The organism is Prevotella sp. P2-180 (assembly GCF_002251435.1).
Taxonomy (GTDB): Bacteria; Bacteroidota; Bacteroidia; order Bacteroidales; family Bacteroidaceae; genus Prevotella.
The window spans coordinates 97,882-117,334 of the sequence record NZ_NPJI01000067.1 but is presented as its reverse complement, the minus strand read 5'-3'; the positions used below and the strand labels follow the sequence as shown (position 1 = coordinate 117,334).

The 19,453-nt window shown below is 48.4% G+C and carries 18 protein-coding genes and 1 pseudogene; 7 read left to right on the top strand and 12 right to left on the bottom strand.

What is annotated here, in order from left to right; genetic code table 11:
* Window positions 1–8 precede the first annotated feature (8 nt).
* From CIK98_RS09650 to CIK98_RS09640, 3 genes are read right to left on the bottom strand one after another with little or no spacing between them, the layout of a single operon-like run.
* Window positions 9–1,421, bottom strand: a complete 1,413-nt coding sequence (locus tag CIK98_RS09650) for a glycoside hydrolase family 57 protein (RefSeq protein WP_094384024.1) — start codon at window positions 1,419–1,421, stop codon at window positions 9–11.
* Between the two features lie 39 nt (window positions 1,422–1,460).
* Window positions 1,461–2,729 carry a glycosyltransferase family 4 protein gene (locus tag CIK98_RS09645; RefSeq protein WP_094384023.1) on the bottom strand — a complete coding sequence of 423 codons (1,269 nt, stop codon included), beginning with the start codon at window positions 2,727–2,729 and terminating at the stop codon, window positions 1,461–1,463.
* Between the two features lie 18 nt (window positions 2,730–2,747).
* On the bottom strand, window positions 2,748–4,700 hold the full coding sequence (locus CIK98_RS09640; RefSeq protein ID WP_094384022.1) for a glycogen debranching enzyme N-terminal domain-containing protein: 1,953 nt from the start codon (window positions 4,698–4,700) through the stop codon (window positions 2,748–2,750).
* Window positions 4,701–4,951: 251 nt separating this feature from the next.
* Here CIK98_RS09640 and CIK98_RS09635 point away from each other — a divergent pair.
* Window positions 4,952–5,657: pseudogene (locus CIK98_RS09635) on the top strand (Crp/Fnr family transcriptional regulator).
* A 37-nt stretch (window positions 5,658–5,694) separates the two neighbouring features.
* Here the strand turns inward: CIK98_RS09635 and CIK98_RS09630 are convergent.
* The 3 genes from CIK98_RS09630 to gap all read right to left on the bottom strand — a co-directional run bounded on the left by CIK98_RS09630 (window position 5,695) and on the right by gap (window position 8,640).
* A complete protein-coding gene (locus tag CIK98_RS09630) occupies window positions 5,695–6,630 on the bottom strand; it encodes a diacylglycerol kinase family protein (protein ID WP_094384021.1) in 936 nt (311 codons plus the stop codon).
* Window positions 6,621–7,544, bottom strand: coding sequence for a tRNA (adenosine(37)-N6)-dimethylallyltransferase MiaA (miaA, locus tag CIK98_RS09625; protein WP_094384020.1), 924 nt, complete (start codon window positions 7,542–7,544; stop codon window positions 6,621–6,623). The genes CIK98_RS09630 and miaA overlap by 10 nt, the downstream gene beginning before the upstream one ends.
* A gap of 85 nt (window positions 7,545–7,629) precedes the next feature.
* A complete protein-coding gene (gene gap, locus CIK98_RS09620; protein ID WP_094384019.1) occupies window positions 7,630–8,640 on the bottom strand; it encodes a type I glyceraldehyde-3-phosphate dehydrogenase in 1,011 nt (336 codons plus the stop codon).
* Between the two features lie 198 nt (window positions 8,641–8,838).
* Between gap and mscL the strand changes: the two genes are divergently transcribed.
* Entirely contained in the window at window positions 8,839–9,267 is a 429-nt protein-coding gene (gene mscL / locus CIK98_RS09615; RefSeq protein ID WP_094384018.1) for a large-conductance mechanosensitive channel protein MscL, read from the top strand.
* 67 nt (window positions 9,268–9,334) lie between these two features.
* On the opposite strand, the gene CIK98_RS09610 is transcribed toward mscL, so the two are convergent.
* The 6 genes from CIK98_RS09610 to nusB form a co-directional block, all read right to left on the bottom strand.
* On the bottom strand, window positions 9,335–12,724 hold the full coding sequence (locus tag CIK98_RS09610) for an ATP-dependent helicase (protein WP_141210497.1): 3,390 nt from the start codon (window positions 12,722–12,724) through the stop codon (window positions 9,335–9,337).
* Window positions 12,721–13,161: a DUF5606 domain-containing protein gene (locus CIK98_RS09605; RefSeq protein ID WP_094384016.1), complete on the bottom strand. Its 441-nt coding sequence runs from the start codon at window positions 13,159–13,161 to the stop codon at window positions 12,721–12,723. The genes CIK98_RS09610 and CIK98_RS09605 overlap by 4 nt, the downstream gene beginning before the upstream one ends.
* Before the next feature lie 3 nt (window positions 13,162–13,164).
* The gene (coaE, locus tag CIK98_RS09600) at window positions 13,165–13,728 is read right to left on the bottom strand and encodes a dephospho-CoA kinase (RefSeq protein WP_094384015.1); all 564 of its coding nucleotides are present in this window, start codon (window positions 13,726–13,728) and stop codon (window positions 13,165–13,167) included.
* A complete protein-coding gene (locus CIK98_RS09595) occupies window positions 13,725–14,591 on the bottom strand; it encodes a CdaR family protein (protein WP_253249689.1) in 867 nt (288 codons plus the stop codon). Before CIK98_RS09595 ends, coaE begins: the two co-directional genes overlap by 4 nt.
* Window positions 14,592–14,718: 127 nt before the next feature.
* Window positions 14,719–15,039 (bottom strand): preprotein translocase subunit YajC, encoded by a 321-nt coding sequence (yajC, locus tag CIK98_RS09590; protein WP_094384013.1) that lies wholly within the window; start codon window positions 15,037–15,039, stop codon window positions 14,719–14,721.
* A 37-nt stretch (window positions 15,040–15,076) separates the two neighbouring features.
* Window positions 15,077–16,048, bottom strand: coding sequence for a transcription antitermination factor NusB (gene nusB, locus CIK98_RS09585; protein WP_094384012.1), 972 nt, complete (start codon window positions 16,046–16,048; stop codon window positions 15,077–15,079).
* A gap of 223 nt (window positions 16,049–16,271) precedes the next feature.
* On the opposite strand from nusB, the gene CIK98_RS09575 reads away from it, so the two are divergent.
* Genes CIK98_RS09575 through CIK98_RS09555 form a run of 5 tightly spaced genes read left to right on the top strand, consistent with a single transcriptional unit; the run spans window position 16,272 to window position 19,428 of the window.
* Window positions 16,272–16,868, top strand: coding sequence for a 50S ribosomal protein L25/general stress protein Ctc (locus tag CIK98_RS09575; protein ID WP_094384010.1), 597 nt, complete (start codon window positions 16,272–16,274; stop codon window positions 16,866–16,868).
* A complete protein-coding gene (gene pth / locus CIK98_RS09570; protein WP_094384009.1) occupies window positions 16,868–17,437 on the top strand; it encodes an aminoacyl-tRNA hydrolase in 570 nt (189 codons plus the stop codon). Before CIK98_RS09575 ends, pth begins: the two co-directional genes overlap by 1 nt.
* A gap of 15 nt (window positions 17,438–17,452) precedes the next feature.
* Entirely contained in the window at window positions 17,453–17,869 is a 417-nt protein-coding gene (locus CIK98_RS09565) for an RNA-binding S4 domain-containing protein (protein WP_172409894.1), read from the top strand.
* 5 nt (window positions 17,870–17,874) lie between these two features.
* A complete protein-coding gene (gene purN / locus CIK98_RS09560) occupies window positions 17,875–18,447 on the top strand; it encodes a phosphoribosylglycinamide formyltransferase (protein WP_094384007.1) in 573 nt (190 codons plus the stop codon).
* A gap of 9 nt (window positions 18,448–18,456) precedes the next feature.
* Entirely contained in the window at window positions 18,457–19,428 is a 972-nt protein-coding gene (locus CIK98_RS09555; protein ID WP_094384006.1) for a calcium/sodium antiporter, read from the top strand.
* Window positions 19,429–19,453: the final 25 nt, after the last annotated feature.

The window sequence follows — 19,453 nt, the reverse complement described above, 5'->3', positions numbered from 1 at the left end:
GCTTGTTATTACTCTTCAGTGGTTTTCTTTACACACCTTTTCTTTGTCGCTGGAGCCTTGGCGGCGGTTGTCTTGGCGGCCGGCTTCGCTTTCTCGAGCTTTGCCTTCAGCTTCTCTTCCGAGGCCTGCATCTTCTCGATCTTGGTCTTCAGGCGAACTATCTCCTTGTCCTTCATCTCTATCTCGTCGCCCTGATTGCGGATGGTGGTCATGAGGGCGTTGAGTTCCTCATTGTCAATCTCCTCCGGATAGAGGGCTTTTACGCGGCTGATAAAGTCGCCGAGGATGTTCATATAATTGGTGAAGGCGTCGAAGGCTCCGCTATAGATGCCACGATCGAGACCTACGTTCGACGGCTTTGTGGTCATGAAGCGGAAGTTGTTGGAAGCCTGCAGGTAGTCCCAGTCCTGAGACAGGCGCGGGTCGCTGACAATGCGCACACGGTCTGCCACACTGTAGAGCTTTTCGAAGGCCTCGCGCTGCATGGCGTTGCCAAGCCAGCAGCTCGCGTCGCGCTCCTCGTCAACCCACGACAGAGTGTCGGGCACGTCGATGGCAGCCACACTCTTAATCTTTGCACACACCTCTGAAGGAGTGGAGAAGGTGATGCCCTTTTCCTTGGCACAGGCAGGCAGGGCTTTCATGAACTCGAGGATGTTTGAGGAAAGCGGCTGTGCAATTCCCAATGCTGAGAGTTCCATGAAGATGTTGATGAGCTGCTCCTCTTCGGGCAGGGCGGCTATACGGTTGATATAGTTGTCGGCGAAGAGTGGATAGCCCTCCCACTCACTGTTGTTGAAACGCAGTGAGATATCGTCGCTCAGTTCCACGTCACGCAACAGGAGCTTGAGGTTCGGAGCGATGTTGCAGTTGTAGAGGTAGTGCGGCGACTTCCATCCGAGCACATGCTTTGCGCCCTCGGTGAGCATGCCCTTGAAGCCCATGGCAGCCACCTGTCCACCGATGTCGTCGCTGTAGATGAGGGAAGAGTTGCGGAGCACGGTAGGCTCTTTTCCGAAATAGTCTTTCATCTTCTTGCACTGCTTCTTCACGTCGGCGGCAAAAGCCTCTTCGTTAGCCAATGACGAGAGTCCGTGGCTATAAGGCTCGGCAAGGAATTCCACACATCCAGTCTCGTTGAGTTCCTGGAGCTTGGCAATGACCTGTGGAGCGTGCATTTCAAGTTGTTCCATTCCCACTCCGGAAATGGAGAATGCCACCTTGAACAGCCCGTTGTTTTCCTTTATCATGTCGCCGAGTGTATTCAATGCCGGCATGTAGGAACGCTCGGCAATCTCGGTGATGCTTCTTTCGTTCTCATAGTCATCATAATAGTAGTGGTCGATGCCTATGTCGAAGAAACGGTATCTCTTGAGATGAATAATCTGGTGTATCTCAAAATATAAGCATATTGTTTTCATAATATGAACTTTTATTCTTTGTTTTTAATTATTGTTTTATCAGTTCCACCCTAATGTGCGGAGGTAGAGAGTGCGAATCCATGCACCGACTTTCTCCCATGTGATCTGGTCAACCTCACGTTTTCCTTCTTCCTTCAGATAGTTGAAGAGGCTCTCGTTGGCACAGATGGAGTAGATGGCGTCGGCAAGGGCATGTATGTCCCAATAGTCAACCTTGATGCAATTGTTGAGAATCTCCGCACATCCGCTCTGCTTTGAGATGATGGACGGTGTGCCGCACTGCATGGCCTCGAGAGGCGAGATGCCGAACGGCTCGCTCACGGAAGGCATGACATAAACATCGGAATCCTTCAGGCACTCGTAGACCTGCTTGCCTCGCATAAAACCGGGGAAGTGGAAACGGTCGGAGATGCCGCGCTCGGCAGCGAGATAGATCATGGCATCCATCATGTCGCCCGAACCTGCCATACAGAAACGCACGTTGCTGGTGCGCTTGAGCACCATGTTGGCAGCCTCCACGAAATATTCCGGTCCTTTCTGCATAGTGATGCGTCCAAGGAACGTAACCACCTTTTCCTTGCCTGTATGGTCTGGACGTGGTATCTCGTCGTACTCCTTCTTAAGAGGATAAACGGCATTGTGGACGGTGAAACACTTGCGCGGGTCCTGATGATACTGGTTGATGACGGTCTGTCGGGTGAGCTCGCTCACACACATGATACAGTCTGCCCAGTCCATACCGTTTTTCTCTATAGAATAAACGGTAGGGTTCACCTTTCCGCGGCTGCGGTCGAAGTCGGTGGCATGAACGTGGATGCACAGAGGCTTGCCGCTCACCTGCTTGGCATGAATGCCGGCTGGATAGGTGAGCCAGTCGTGGGCATGGATGATGTCAAACTCCTCTGTTCTTGCCACCTGTCCGGCTATGATAGAGTAGTTGTTGATCTCCTCGTGAAGGTTTCCGGGATAACCACCGGCAAACTCCATGGCTCCGAGATCGTTGACGTTCATATAGTTGAAGTCGGCATAGATATGGTCGCGCAGCTTGAAGTAGTATTCAGGCGACATCACGTTGCCGCAACGGTTTTTCACATAGTCATAGTCCACGTCGCGCCATGCGATGGGCACACAATTCATTGCCACTATGCGACAGGCGCTTGTATCTTCGTCACCAAACGGGCGTGGAAGGCACAGCACCGTCTCAACGTCGCCCTGGGCGTGAAGACCCTGGCTGATGCCATAGTTTGCCGTGGCAAGACCACCAAACACATGAGGAGGATACTCCCAACCAAACATTAATACTTTCATATTATAGTCCTCCTGTTTTTATTTCTGATATGTATATTGTAACGCGAGGAGCTTAATGGAGCGCAGCACCTCTGCCACATTCATGGCGAACGACATGCCGCCCCTGCCATGGAATGGCGGGTTGCCGTCGAACAGCTCGGATATGGAGCCCAGTGCATGGTAGTTCATCTCGTCCTCGTAGCCCACCATCTGTCGCTCGATGAAGCTCAGACGCGTGTTCTTGTATAATTTCAGGCATGCCTCCATATAGAAGCCTCCGAGCCATGGCCATGCGGTGCCCTGATGGTAAGCATAGTCGCGCTGCGTCTGATGGCCCACATACATCGGATTGTAGCCGCCGCTCTTTGGCGACAGCGAGCGGAGTCCCTTTGGTGTGAGCAGTTCGCGTGTGCAGACGTCGAGCACTGAGCGTTTCTGCTCCTTCGACAGTGGAGAGTAGTCGAAAGCCACGGCGAAGATCATGTTTGGACGGACGCTCCAGTCCATCATGTTGCCGTCGACATAGTCGAAGAGATATCCATACTCGTTGAGGAAGGTGTTGACAAACGACTCGCCGGTAATTTTTGCCATATCCTCGAGTTCCGCAGCTTCCTCCTCGCGTCCGTTGTCTTTGGCAATGCTTGCGCAGAACTTTAGCGCATTAAACCAAAGTGCGTTAAACTCAACGATATATCCAGAGCGCGGCACTACGGGACGTCCGTAGGCAGTGGAGTTCATCCATGTCACAGCCTTGTCGCGTCCGTTGCTATAGAGAAGTCCGTTGTCGTCGAGACGCAGGTTTGGATGCTTGCCGTCGATGATGTAGTGAATAATCTCCTCAAGCAGATTGCCGTACATCTCAGAGCACTTTTCGCGTCCGGCAAACTTTGCGTACTGCTGTATAGACCAAATAGCCCACAGGGGCACGTCAGGCTGCTCTATCTCATATATCTTACCTGTGAGCGGCTTTCCTGCCATAAATTCGCGGAGGGCTCTCGATGCGGTTTGCATCACGAGTTCGAAATAGTCCTGCTCGTCAATGGCGAGTGTGAGTCCGGGGAGGGAGATAAACGTGTCTCTTGCGCGGCACTTGAACCAAGGATATCCTGCAATGAGATAACGGTCGTCGTTTTTCTCACGGATATGGAACTGGTGTGCTGCATTAACAAGACAATGGAAGAAATTGTCGCGTGGCGAGCGGCTGTCGACCTCCTCCTGGAACAGTTTCTTCAGTCCCTTTGTCTTTATCTCGCTTGTAGACGCCGCGAAGACGATGCTTTCGCCTTTCTTTATCGGCATCTCGAAATAACCAGGAACGTAAAGGTCCTCGTTGGAAGCGTATCCACGTTCCTGCTCCTTGGGATATTCAATGCCCCTATACCAGTCGGGCTGGAAAACAAACTGGTTTTCCTTGCTGAACTGCATATAGAGATAAGGATATCCTGCATACATGCATGTGCGTATACCATTGTCCACTTCCTCATAAGCACGGCTTGCCGTAGAGTTCTCGTGCGTGAACTGACGCACGCTTCGGAAAGCCATAAACGGACGGAAACGCAAAGTCGTGGCCGAATGGGCGTCGACAAGCGTATATCGCAACAAGATACGGTCTTCATAGTGCTGGAACACTACTTCCTTTTTTAACACTACACCTCCTACTCTATAGGTGGTTGTTGGTACTTTGTCACAATCGAATTCCCTGATGTACTTGTGACCCTTTGGACTGTAATTATTACCCTGATACTTGTGGAGACCGAGGTTGAACTCTGCTCCATGCTGAATCACGGTGGCGTCGAGAGAGGAGAGCAAGACGTGATTTTCATCGTCAAGTTCCGGTACTGGAACAACCAGCAAGCCATGATACTTTCGCGTGTTGCAGTCGACGACTGTTGAACAAGCGTAGGCACCTGAGCGATTTGTTCTCAGTAATTCGCGTCGTAGTGACTCTTCAAGATTGGTCATTACAGCTTTTTCAAATCGTAGATAACTCATAGTTCCTATCTTAAGGTAATTTTTACGATGTTAGTTGTAACTATTGTTTTAAGTGGATTTTTGAACAGGTTTTTATGCATCTTTCTCCAATCCACCCCAAAAGTAATAATTTTGTTTCTTTCCACCAAATAAAAAATCATTTTTTTGCAGAAAAAGTCGTATTTTTCATGTTTTGGTAACATTTTCACCTTAAAATTCGTTTATTTGGTCTTTTATTTGTAACTTTGCCCCGCAAATATCAACTTGGTAAAATGATTGTAATCACAGTGAATAACGAGAACGGCATTGCCGATTCCATACCCGAGTTATGGGGTATGCTGAACGACGAACAAAGACTGTATCTGAAAGAGAATGCGGAAATAAGGATTTACGACAAACATGAACTCATCTATAAGGAAAACCAGCAACCAAGCCACATCTTCGTTCTCATCAAGGGAAAGGTGAAGGTGTATAAAAGCGGGGCGAGCGGAAGGTCGCAAATCATAAGATTCATAAAGCCGACAGGACTTTTCGGATTTAGGGCCGCCTTTTCGGGCGAGGACTATACCACCAGTGCCTCCGCTTTCGAAGAGTCCACCCTATGTCTCATTCCTGTTGAAGTGATTAAGCGCATAATATGTCAAAACACCAAGGTGGCCGTGCTTTTTATCAAGACTCTCGCCTCCATGCTGGGAGACGCCGACCTTCTCACCGTCAACCTTACGCAGAAGCATGTTAGGGCAAGGGGTGGCAGACTCGCTGCTTGCCATGAAGGAGAAATATGGTGTTGAGGATGACGGTATGACATTGTGCCTTAATACAAGCCGCGAAGACCTTGCCAACACTTCGGGCATGACTACAAACAACGCCATACGCACCCTGTCAGCGTTTGCGTCTGAGAAGGTGGTGGAACTTGACGGAAAGAAAATAAAGATACTGAACGAAAAACTGCTACAGCTGATCGCTTCAAGAGGATGAGCGACCACAGGTCCAAATGTTGAGTCTTTACTATTGTTTATGAAGGTATGATGAAGTTGATCACTTCCTGCTCAACTGTCACGGTACAGGAATCGCACAACTTTCCTACCAGCTGGCCGTCAACTCCGACATATGCGTGCGAGGCCTTCATTATCTCTACCTTACGGGCCCTGTATGGAGTAACACCACGATGGTTGAGAAACCTTCCGGTAAACAACAGCCAGAAGCCTTCCAGAAGTTGTAACAACCCGGTGGACCTTACCACCGATACGTCTACCATACCATTATACGGCACCGCGTTTGGCGTCTGTCCGTAACCAGGTCCGCTTCCTATACACACATTCATCACCTTGCGGTCCACCATGTCGTTGTTTATCTTCAGTTTCATCCGGTATTCCATGCGGTGGAACACCAACAACAGTGCCGACACGACAAACGACAGGCTTCTAGAGCCCAGAAGACTTCGTGTCTGACGCCGCAGATTCATCATGTCAGCTATGAGACCGATATTTATGCAGTCGATGAAATATCTGTTATGGCTTATTCCCTCCTTGTCGACGTATGTCATCAACCCGAGGTCTACAGTCCTCACGCGATGGCTGATGATGCTGTCGATGGTGGATGGCACGTCGCCTTCTTTGTATCCCCAGAACTTGGCAAAGTCGTTGAGCACTCCGTAAGGTATGACTCCAAGAGAAATGCCGGCCCGCTCTTCTACAGGCCTTTCCATAAGGCAGTTGACGGCTTCGTTGAGTGCAGAGTCGCCTCCCACCACGACTATTGTCTTATAGCCGTTATTGACAAGCATTCTGACCAACCGGGCCACACCCTTAGTCGATTCGCTTTGCACCAGGTCGTAAGCCACCCCCTTCTCAGCCAGTATTTTTTCCAATCGCTCAAGATACTTCCTTGAACGTCGTGCGGATTGTTTCGGGCAAAACAGTATGCCCCATCTCTTTTCGTCTACAGCCATAGCTTTTTTATGTTTTCGATTTTTTGTTCTGTTGTCAATGTTGAGTCTATCCAATGTATGTTGATGCCCCGCCTTTCCATTCCACGAAACCATGTCATCTGCCTCTTTGCAAACTGGTGAATGGCAATTTCAAGTTGCCGGAACATCTCGTCGTAGCTGATACGTCCAATGACATATTCGGTGACATATTTGTATTCAAGGCCATAATATATAAGGTCTTCAGCAGGTATTCCCCTGTCTATCAGCCCTTTCACTTCTTCCACCATGCCATCCTGGAGCCTTGACTTCAGTCGGCAGGTGATTTTTCTCCTTCTTTCTTCACGATCTATATCCACTCCAACTACCAGCGACTCGATATGAGGTATGTCGGCACTTCTTGCAGGGTGTTCGCCATTGAACGTCTCTATTTCGATAGCCCTTATCGCCCTTTGTGCAGTGTCCACATCGGTGGTGTTGTGCATCGCGGAAGAGTTTTTCTTCTTCAGTTCCATGAGCATTTCAGTCAGTTCGCCGAGTGATTTTCCCTCAAGACTCTGTCGCAACTGCTTGTTTTCGGGCACACTGGCAAGGCGATACTCCCTTATCACCGATTCGAGGTATAGTCCGGTGCCTCCACACAGCACCACGTTTTTTCCTCTATCCCTGATATCGTTGTATGCTCTGAGGAAATCGTGCTGATATTGAAAGAGGTTGTATTTTGTGCCAGGCTCGGCAATGTCGATGAGATGATACGGCACCATTACCCCATCGACCATATAGTCGGCAAGGTCTTTTCCGGTACCGATGTCCATGCCGCGGTACACCTGTCTTGAGTCAGCACTGATAATCTCAGCCCCGATATCAGAGGCAAGTCTCGCTGCTAGTGTTGTCTTTCCACTTGCCGTCGGTCCGAGAATGGTTATCATCTTTTTCATAATCCATTATTGTATGTCAAGCCAAAAAATAAGCCGTCCGGAAGGCCCGGGCGGCTTAATTTCTTTGTGATAGCGGTTGAGCAAATTAGCCGTTAACCTTCTTCATGTGTGCGATGAGCTCGAGCACCTTGTTAGAGTAACCGATCTCGTTGTCATACCAAGATACAACCTTTACGAATGTATCGGTAAGAGCGATACCAGCCTTAGCGTCGAAGATAGAAGTGCGAGTGTCACCAAGGAAGTCAGAAGAAACCACTGCATCCTCAGTGTAACCCAGAACACCCTTCAGTTCGCCCTCAGAAGCTTCCTTCATAGCTGCGCAGATCTCAGCGTATGTAGCAGGCTTAGCGAGGTTAACAGTCAGGTCAACAACAGATACGTCGAGAGTAGGAACACGCATAGACATACCAGTGAGCTTGCCGTTGAGTTCAGGAATAACCTTACCTACAGCCTTAGCAGCACCTGTAGAAGAAGGAATGATGTTGCCAGAAGCGGCACGACCACCACGCCAGTCCTTCATAGAAGGTCCGTCAACGGTCTTCTGAGTAGCTGTTGTAGAGTGAACGGTTGTCATCAAGCCATCGGTGATGCCGAACTTGTCGTTCAGAACCTTAGCGATAGGAGCCAAGCAGTTTGTGGTGCAAGAAGCGTTAGAAACAAACTGTGTTCCCTTCTCGTACTTGTCGAAGTTTACACCGCATACGAACATTGGAGTAGCGTCCTTTGAAGGAGCTGACATTACAACGTACTTTGCGCCGGCATCGATATGAGCCTGTGCCTTCTCCTGGGTCAGGAAGAGACCAGTAGACTCAACTACGTACTCAGCCTCAACCTCGTTCCACTTCAGGTCAGCTGGGTTGCGCTCTGCAGTTACGCGGATCTCCTTGCCGTTAACAATAAGCTTGCTGTTCTCAACATCAGCCTCGATAGTACCGTCGAAAGCGCCGTGCATTGTGTCATACTTCAGCATGTATGCGAGGTAGTCTACTGGGCAAAGGTCATTGATACCTACAACCTGAATGTCATCGCGAGTCTGAGCTGCGCGGAATACGAAACGGCCGATACGACCAAATCCGTTAATACCAATCTTAATCATTTTACTTCTTTATTATTATTTAAAGGGTTAAAATATGTCTATGTTATCTGAAATACCCGAAAATACGCTTGTTTAAGCCCTTAGACCTTGTATTTTGCGCTCCGGATGCACTATTTTCTCCTTTTCGGGCGCAAAGTTACAATTTTTTTTTTAATTTTGCAGCAAAATCATTATTAATTATTATAAAAAAATTAAAGTATGGGTAAATTTATCAACGAGTTCAAGGAATTTGCCGTGAAAGGCAACGCTGTAGACATGGCTGTCGGTGTTATCATCGGTGGTGCATTCGGAAAGATCGTCACTTCTATCGTCAACGATATCATCATGCCTCCTATTGGATGGCTTATCGGTGGCGTAAACTTCTCTGACCTGAAATGTGAGCTGCCTACAGTGAAAATCGGTGAAGAGGAACTTGCTGCTGCCACCATCAACTATGGTGCTTTCATACAGACCATCATCGATTTCACCATCATTGCCTTCTGTGTGTTCTTGCTGGTGAAGGGTATCAATAAGTTAGCAAAGAAAAAGAAGAAGGAGGAGGAGAAAGCTCCTGCCGCTCCGCCTGCTCCTTCCAAGGAAGAGCTCTTGCTTACTGAAATCCGTGACTTGCTGAAGGAAAAGAAATAAGGGGCACACATTATTTAATTATATATAGCAGGGCGGGTGTTTCACCCGCCCTTCGCCGCAAAAGAATCTATGCATTCATACCTATTATGGAGTTCAAGGAGTTTATCATCCTTCTGAACACGGGGTCGAAGCTCAACAGCTTTTTGTTTCCTACAAGCACTAGATTTTCTCGGGCACGAGTCATAGCCACATTCAATTTCGGATCGATGACAACCCCATCCTCCTCAAAGTCATTTGACGTAAGAAAGTTAAGCTGATAGCGATGCCGGATGGTGAATCCATATATCACCACATCGCGCTGACTGCCTTGATAACGCTCCACGGTGTCGATAGTGATGTCGTGGAGTTCTTTTATGCCATAACGGTCGATGGCCTTCCTTACTGTGGCTATCTGATTGCGGTAAGGTAATATTATTCCCAACGACTGCCGGACGGAGAAACGGCCTTCACGCAGTCGGTAGGCTGCGACAGCTATGCGCGCAATGATTTCGGCCTCGAGGGTGTTTACCTTGTCGGAGGACGACTGTGGAGGACTTGGTACGTCGATGAACGCCACTCGCCTTGTGAGCAACAGGGTCTCGTATGGAGAGTTGTCGCCTTCCGTCGTTCCCGGCAACTCGCACTCCTGGTGTGGCAACGGAACAGGCTGTAACTTTCCGGAATAGAAAGCGGCACTTGGAAAAGAGGCTATGTCACGATGCATCCTGCCTTGGCGCGTAAGCATATATGTGATGTCTTCATTTGCTGCATAACGACGTAGCAACCGTTGGAAAAAGGAGTGACGACAGTCTGTCACGTCAGCGTCAGCCAACAAGGGGTCGGCAACCCGCGTGTCTGCCTCACCTTGCAACACTACCGCCGGCAACTGCTTATGGTCGCCTATAAGCACGAAACGCCCTATCGACGACTCACCGTCGCCGTTTCTTGCCGAAAGGATACCCACAATATACGGTTCGAGAATCTGTGAAGCCTCATCAACTATGGCCAATGAGAAATGGCGCATCCTCAACAGTTCCGCATGGGAGTTGAGAGTTGACACCGTGGCACACACTACTCGCGTTCCCTTTAAGATGCCGACAATGTCAGACAGCTTTTTGCATCCTGATATTTTCTCCTCCACCATATACGGCAGATAGGCCTTCTCGCAGGCATGACGGTTACCCACCCTGAGAAAGTCTATGCCCGACTCCATGAGTTTGCTGCACATCTCGTCGACGGCCCTGTTGGTATAGGAAAGCAACAACACCGACGAGTCTTCGTGTCTCAGTTCCTCCCTGAGGATGTTGAGCATGGCAAAAGAAGTCTTGCCGGTGCCTGGAGGTCCGATTACGAGGAAGATGTCACGGGCTTGCATTGCCCTCTCCACCAGTGAGTTAAACTGTCCATAATCACCTATAAGCCCTACCGATTTGTCTACCAAGGGATTGCGTTGCGACAACACGAGCGAGCGGCGGTCGTCGGTGGCAGACAGCAACGAGTAGATGCTGGCAAAGACGGCACTTGAACCGGAGTCGCCTTGGGCATGTTCCACTGCCCAAAGCCACTTGTGGTTTTTGAGAAACACGTTAATGTCAGTCTGTGGCGAACTGAGACCCAATCTCAGTCCGTATGTCATAATGTCGATGATAGTAGCCCTGAACACCATCGTCCTTCTTGCGTCGGGTGAGGCCTTTGCCGGATATGGGTATAGCAATACCATATCCCCCGTCCGGAAGTTGGATGTGTCGCTGTCATACGCACTCTCCCCTTTCGTGTTATCCTGCTGAAACCTCAACGTCACAGTAAGCACAGCGCCTGCGTGGTCGGTTTCAAACGCCTCTTTGTCAACTGTGAGCCTGTAATAGATGTTGCCTGCCTCTGCCTTTTCTTCGGCATTGAGCAGCCACACCTGTGCGAATCCCTCGTCATCCCGTTCCTTTGTGCCTGTTCGGGAGAGAATGCTTTCTCTTTGTACAAACCTCATGAAACACCTGAAATACGCCTTTTCCAGTTCCGATGCGTTTCTGAGCGGTTTGAGCAGTGAGTCGATATTCGGACAGATGAACCGCTCGAAGAACTTTCTCTGCGCTTGGTTCACAGCAATGGCATCAGCACTCATATTCTCATACACCCCAAATCCTTTGTCGGCAAGATAATACTCGGTCCAGGCGATGAGGTTTCTTATCTTTATCGCTTCGTTCAGCAGTTCCGGTGCCGCCCCAAGCTGAAGCAGGCTTTTTTCGTAGCGTGAATAGAGCAAGAACGAGTATATTTCCGCCGAAGGGATGTTATAGCTATAGTGCAGAACAGCCATATACAGCAATAGCTGCACGTAGTGTTTAGTCTTTTGTTTCGGTTGTTCCCCCGGCCTTTCCCCATATCCAAATACGCCCTTTCCCGCCTTCTGCTCCACAAGCACCCTGAAGTCGAGCTGCAGGAGGTCCATTCGTCCTTGCAGTCCAAGCATCTCACAGATGAACGACGGTTCGAGCAATATCTCCTTTGGGTCAAAGCCATTTACTTGCTGCGGCATCACTTTGTCCACCACATTTTTTATATGACTCATCTGTTTTTGTGCAAGATGATGGAAATCTGCCCCGAGCGTGTCGGCACATGACGCCATTTCGATAGCGTTGTCGCGGCAGTATCGCAATATGGCCTTGTTATATTCCGTGTCACGTTTGTGCACAGCGTCGTCAAGCATCATGCCAGCGAAATTACCAAGTATGGTGTGTATGGTGTTTTCCTGTGGTCTTATCTTGTTAAGCATGTATAGGCGTGCGTCGGTGGCATAGTCTTCGAAGCATGATGCCACTGTCGTGATGTTCACAAGCAAGTCGGGATGTAGTATAATATGTTCAGCCTCTATGCCGTTTTCCGCCTTCCTTGGCAACACGAGATTCATTTGGTCACCCTTGGCCACAATGGCAGCGAGATAAGTCTGGCTTTGCCTGCAGACCACCACGATCTCCTCGCCGGTAGATTCCAGTGTTGCTATTATCCTGTTTCCTTCCACCCTTGTAGCCACTACCCTGATTTTGGTGGCCAGCAACCGTTGCTTGTTCTGTGGCAATTGGGTTGCAGGAAATAGGCCTGTCAGTTTTGCCGGAATGTCGGCATTGTCATACACTGCGCTTATGAACTCCGCCACAGCCCTCATGTCGTGTGGCCAAGCCGTTTTCAGGTTTTCCCCTTCCTCCAGCAGATGTCTCATTCTGCTTCTTGTCTCGTTGATGCGCCTTCTGATGTTTTTGTCCAATTCCATTTGCTTTGACAGGAAATCGGTTTTGGCAAACAGTCCGGCAGCGAAGGCAATGTCGAAGTCCCCCACCCTTTGTGTCACGGCAATGCGCAACACCTTGTCGAGGGAATGGTAAAAAGACAATAATGATGCCGTCGATGATACATCAAGCCCATCGACGGCATCAACTATCATACCGAAAAACTCATCGGTAGTATATCCTATTTTTTCTTTCACTCCATTCGGTCGTCTATATTATCACCCTGAGTAGGCTGCATTTCGTTTTCGAAGTCTGTAATGCCGTTGGCGACAAGAATGTTGTACCACTGTATAAGTTTCTTTATGTCGCTGTTATGTACACGTTCACGGTCGAAGTCAGGAAGCACTTTAGCGAAATAATCACGCAGTTCGTCTCCCTTGGCTTTTTTGAAATCTATTGAGGCGGGCTTTCCTTCCTCCAGCTTCTTCAGGTTCTCAAGCACCTTTGCCAATGGTACATCGTCTCCCTCGGTATACATTGCGATGTCGGCAAGTGATGTTATCCGGTCGGAGGCAAAAGCCGGAATTCTTCTGTGTGTTTCGTCGAGAATCTCCACAATCAAGCTGTTTTTAGCCCTTGAAACCAGTTTGTAAAGTCCGGGTTTACCGGAAATTGCTAATATTGTCTGTAACATTTTCTAAAATAATATAGTTAATATTTTATCTAATTGACAGTCGACATTCTGTCTTCCGTCGTTAATTATCTCAAAATCAGCGCGTCTGCGCACTTCGTCCTGTGGCATTTGCCTTTTTATCCACTCCAAGGCCCTCTGCCTTGAAATACAGTCACGCTTCATAATTCTTTCTACCCTAACCTCCTCTGGTGCCGTAACCGCCACCACCTTGTCCACGAGTCTGTCGAATCCCGATTCGTAAAGTATAGCACACTCCATCCATTCCACGCCCGACCTTATGAAGTCGTCTGCCACGGCAGGATGCACGATATCGTTTATTGCCTTGTTGTTGTCGTCCGATGCGAGCAAGAACTCAGCCACGACAGCCTTATTCAGTTCTCCATTTGGCAGATATGCGTTACTGCCTATCAATGTAGTGAGCCGTCTATGAATGTCTTGCGACTTTGCTATGAGCCTTTTGGCAGCCCCATCGCAGTCATACACGTCAATTCCCCTTTCCCTCAACTTTTCCGCCACGAAGCTCTTTCCGCAGCCTATTCCTCCTGTTATCGCTATTCTTCCGTTCATTCTTCTTCTATAAGATAATCTACCTCTTTCACGCTGAGCGATGCCCTTGACACACCATGCGGCACAGACCTCAGTTGTATCTTGCATTTTTCGGAATTACCCTTTGCTACATCATTATAGTCAGCCACCACTACAAAGTCCTTTTTTTCAATTTTTCTAAACTGGTTCACTCCTGTCACAAATTTCACTGTTACTTTCGACGGGAATGTACGCAGCACTTTTCCTTCGGGCACATTTATTCCTGTCACGGGAATATCTCCGATGCTTTCTTCTGTAAGCACGTCGGTCATGAATTTCACTTTCACCATTTCAGGTACGAATTTCACGCCCTTTATTTTCTTTATCTTACACTCTACCGTAAGAGTGTCACGGAAATTGCTCACATCAATGGGCTCAGTGACAGCTGCTTGTATTATGTCGAGTTGTTCGTCTGATGCATAAACGAGCACACTGTCAGGCAGATATTCCACGTTTGATATGAAGTACATCTGTTCCGGAACCACATTCCCATGCCATTTCACGGGTACGTTTTTTTTCTTTCCGTAGTTGTAGAAAATGTCTACCTTTTCGTTTTTCGTAGTAACGATTCTTGTTGATGCCGACAGTTGCATTGACAGCAGTCTTGCCAACTCAGCCATTCCGACGCTGGTAGTTCCCTTCGAGTCTCGGGCATAGTTTTTGAAGTTGAGGTCCAATGGCTTTAGACCCTTTCCGTAGTAATACCTCACGAGCACCAATCCCTTATCGCGCAGCACGACCCTTATGGTGTCGGTTTCATCAGAAGTCAACACGACGTTTTCCGGCACATTGACTATTCTCACCGGCACCTTGAACTCTCTCTCGTAAGTGATATTTAGTGTCATTAGCAGCCAAAAAATCCCCGAGAGACACAAGAAGAACAAAAAAATCAGAAATTCCCCATTCACAGTGCTGAACAGGAAATTCCTGACCTTATGTGATATGATGCGCCTTATGGTCATCTACAGTGTGTTATTTAGCCAACTGGGCAGTCGCATCTTTGAACACGTAGCCCTTGTCCACCCTAATGGTCACGCCCTTTGCGATTTCCACTTCTACGATACCGGCAGCTATGTCGACCTTTTTTACAGTGCCGTAAATGCCGCCACCAGTGACCACCGACATACCCTCAGTCAGTGCGTTTTGGAATTTCTGTATTTCTTTTTGCTTCTTCTGCTGTGGTCTGATCATGAAGAACCACATGACGGCAAACAGTGCCACCATCATTATCAGCATACTCATTCCGCCTCCATTAGCGCCGCCAGCCTGTGCGGCCAAGATTACTGTTGTCATTGTCTTTCTTTATATTAATAAGGTGTGAATTAAAAATCTATTGTTGTACGTCTTCATTGTTGTCGACCGTGTCTACAATGCCAGGCATCGACTTAAGCAATTTTCCGTTTGCAATGAGGTTTCGTGCTATTGCGTCGAGCATACCATTGATGTAGCTACCGCTTCTTGGTGTGCTGTATAGCTTTGCGAGATCAACAAATTCGTTTATGGTCACATTAATGGGAATATTCGGGAATGTCATCATCTCTGCAATGGCAATCTGCATTATTACCACATCCATGTAAGCCAGTCGGCTGAAGTCCCAGTTTCTCGAAGCCTCGTTCATATATCTTTGGAACTCGTCGGCCTTTAGTATTGAGGCTCTGAAGAGCTTTCTTGCAAACTCCCTGTCCTCCTCGCTGTCATATTCCGGCAGCAGCGGTTGCTTCACGCCGTTTTTCTCCTCAAATCGTTTTATGGTTTTCACCACGAAAGTATCTACTATTTCCTTGTCATCATTCCAATACAGGCTATCATCCTCGAGCAATTCCTCCAGGTCATCATTGTCCATGATAAAAGCCTTGTATATTTTTCTCCATACTTCCTTGTCGTGTTCATAAGAGTCGTTGTCGCTTTTCAGGTAGTCTTTATAGAACTGTGCATCAAGAATTCTCTGGAATAATCTCTTCACATATTCCACATGCTTTTCCCAAGTCATTTTTTTGTTTTCAAGGAATTCATTGAGCATGCGGTTATTCTCCAACTGAAGCACGAAGCGATTGTCGGCGAATCTCATCGACGGGCGTTCAGTCTGCTCTCTTCTTGCCTTCCTGTCCATTACATTATAATACTCCCTGGCCTCCTTTGTCACTGCAACCATAAGCGACAGTAAATAATTATAGAGGTCATAGGCTTTTGAAAGGCTGAACACGAGCTCTTTTTCGGCCGCATCAATATTGTTATTACCGTTCTGATAGTAAGCGTATGTAAGCTGCACTACCTTTACTCTTATTAATTCTCGATTAATCATATTTTTTTGTCTCTGTCTTTTTCGTGCTGCAAAATTAGACATTTTTCCTCTATAATGCAAATAATTAAGAGAAATATTGCATTTTTTTTCATTTTACTTGTGTGTTTCAGTAAAAAATAGTACCTTTGCACCGCTTTTTCAGGCATATCGCGATATTTTTCGTGTGATGGTGAATTAAGCAGCTTTATAACACTTAATTTAGAGTAACACATTTTTTATTACAATGAAAGAAATTAACGTAACAGGTCAGAAGCGCAACGACCTCGGCAAAAAGGCCTCTAAACTGCTGCGCAAAGAGGGTCTCATCCCATGCAACATCTACGGTGAGAAGAAAGACGAGAACGGTAAGCCAGTGGCTGTATCTTTCGCTTGTCCTATGAGCGAGCTCCGCAAGGTGGTTTACACTCCTCACATCTATGTCATCAATCTCATCATCGACGGCGAAAGCCACACTGCAGTGATGAAGGAACTTCAGTTCCACCCAGTTACAGACGCTCTGCTGCATGCAGACTTCTATGAGGTGAACGACCAGAAGCCTATCACTATCGGTATTCCTGTTAAGCTCAACGGTCTTGCCCAGGGTGTTCGCGACGGTGGTCGTATCAACCTCTCAATCCGCAAGATCAACGTTACAGCTCCTTACCAGATTATTCCTGAGCACCTCGACATCGACGTTACTAACCTCCAGCTCGGCAAGAGCATCAAGGTTGGCGAACTGAACTTCGAAGGTCTTACACTCTCTACTCCTGCTGAGGTGGTAGTATGCTCTGTGAAGGCTACACGTGCATCTCGTTCAGCTGCTGCCGCTGCCGCTCAGTAATGGACAAATACTTGATAGTGGGACTGGGAAATGTCGGCGACGAATACGACATGACCAGACACAATACAGGATTTATGGTATTGGACGCCTTTGCGAAGGCGTCCAATATTGTTTACGACGACCGCAGATACGGATTCGTGGCCGAAACGTCCATCAAGGGAAGAAAGGTCATACTGCTGAAGCCAAGCACGTATATGAATCTTAGCGGCAACGCCGTAAGATACTGGATGAACAAGGAGAATATCGACATCACGCGACTGCTCGTCATCGTCGACGACCTCGCACTGCCTCTCGGCACGCTGCGTCTGAAAGCATCGGGAAGCAATGCTGGACACAACGGGTTAGGCAATATCCAGTCGGTGCTCGGAACCCAACAATACTGCCGGCTCAGAGTGGGCATTGGCAACGAGTTCCAACGTGGAATGCAGATTCAGTGGGTGCTCGGAAAGTATAACGACGAGGAAATGAAGGTGCTAACCCCAAAGATTGAAACAGCATGCGAGATAATCAAGAGCTTCGTCTTGTCTGGGGTAGACTTCACAATGAACACATTTAACAAGAAGAGGTAGGGAGATACAATTATCATGGAAGCAAGAATAGACAAATGGCTTTGGGCGGCACGCATCTTCAAGACAAGATCGATTGCTGCTGACGCATGCAAAAACGGACGCGTCACCATTAACAATGTAAACGTGAAACCTTCACGACCGGTGAAGGTGGGAGAAGTGGTGGCTGTGAGAAAGCCTCCCGTCACTTATTCCTTCAAAGTGCTTAAAGCTATAGAAATGAGAGTAGGAGCAAAATTGCTTCCTGAAATATACGAGAATGTCACTACACCAGACCAGTACGAACTGCTCGAGATGAACCGCATCAGCGGATTCGTTGACAGGGCGCGAGGCACTGGACGTCCTACAAAGAAAGAACGACGCTCACTCGACGCATTTATCGAACCTACATTCGACAGTTTCGATTTTGACGACGATTGGGAAGACGAAGAATAAATACTATGAAGAGAATAGCCGTTTTCGTTTCCGGCAACGGAAGCAACTTTGAGAATATCACCCGTTTCCTGCACGGAAACGACAACGCACAGGTAACACTGCTTGTTAGCAACCGCCCCGACGCCTATGCACTGCAGCGGGCCTCACGACTCGGCGTGGAGTCGGTGGTGTGGACAAAGACTGACTTTGCCGACGAACAGCGCACCATACAGATGCTGACCGACCACAACATACACTTCATCGTATTGGCTGGCTTCCTGCTCATGGTGCCTACCTACCTCATACGCCACTTCCCCAACTGCATTATCAACATACATCCCTCGTTGCTGCCAAAGTACGGCGGAAAGGGCATGTACGGCAACCACGTGCATGAGGCGGTGAAAGAAAACGGCGAGAAGGAAACGGGAATCACCATACACTACGTCAGCGAGGTATGCGATGGTGGCGAGACCATTCTTCAGGTCTCTACCCCACTCTCTCCGCTCGACAGTGTGGATGACATTGCAGAAAAAGTACACCAACTGGAAAAGGAATATTTCCCCAAGACAGTGCTTGAAATACTTACCCCAAAAAAATAACTTGAAAATATGATTCTCGACATAATACTGATAGTGCTGGGCATAGCTGCTGTGCTATACGGCGCCGACCGCCTCACTGCAGGAGTGTCTGCCTTGGCAAGAAGGATGAACATACCGGAGATGGTCATCGGACTAACCATCGTTGCCGCAGGCACATCGGCACCGGAGTTTTTCGTAAGCTTCATGTCGGCCATCAAGGGCACTCCCGACATGGCAGTGGGAAACGTGGTGGGAAGTAATATCTTCAACGTGCTGCTCATAGTGGGCGTCACCGCCATGGTGACTCCTATTAGCGTCACACGAGCTACAGTGAGCAAAGACATGCTATGGGCCATCGCCTCGGCGGTAGTGTTCCTTTGTCTTTGTTTCGACAGCCTTTCACCTTCCATCAACGGCAATGTGATAAGCCGCCTCGACGGCATCATACTGCTTGTCATCTTTTCCACATTCATGGGAGTGACACTAAAGACGGCACATAAAGCCACACCGCAGCAACCATCACCACAGACCTCAGCCAAGAAAGAAAGCATAGCCAAAAACACCATGTTCTTCCTTCTTGGACTGGCAATGCTCATCTATGGCAGCAACGTCTTCGTGGAGTCGGCATCCAACGTGGCCACGGCACTCGGCGTAAGTGAAGGCATCATAGGACTCACCATAGTGGCTGGCGGCACCTCACTGCCAGAACTCGCCACAAGCGTGGTGGCTGCAAAGAAAGGCAACTCTGCCATGGCCATTGGCAACGTCATAGGAAGCAACGTGTTCAACACGCTCGCCATTCTCGGCACCACGGCAGTCATCTGCCCCATGCAGATCAACGGCATCTCCGTAGTCGACATCTCCACCATGGGACTGTCGATGCTCGTTCTCTGGCTGTTCTCCTTCACTAAACTTAGGGTGGAGAGATGGGAAGGTGCCGTGCTCACGGCAGGCTTCGCAGCCTATTTATCCTTCCTTCTATATAGCGCCATCCAACATTAATCCACCACACACAGGAGTCATTGTC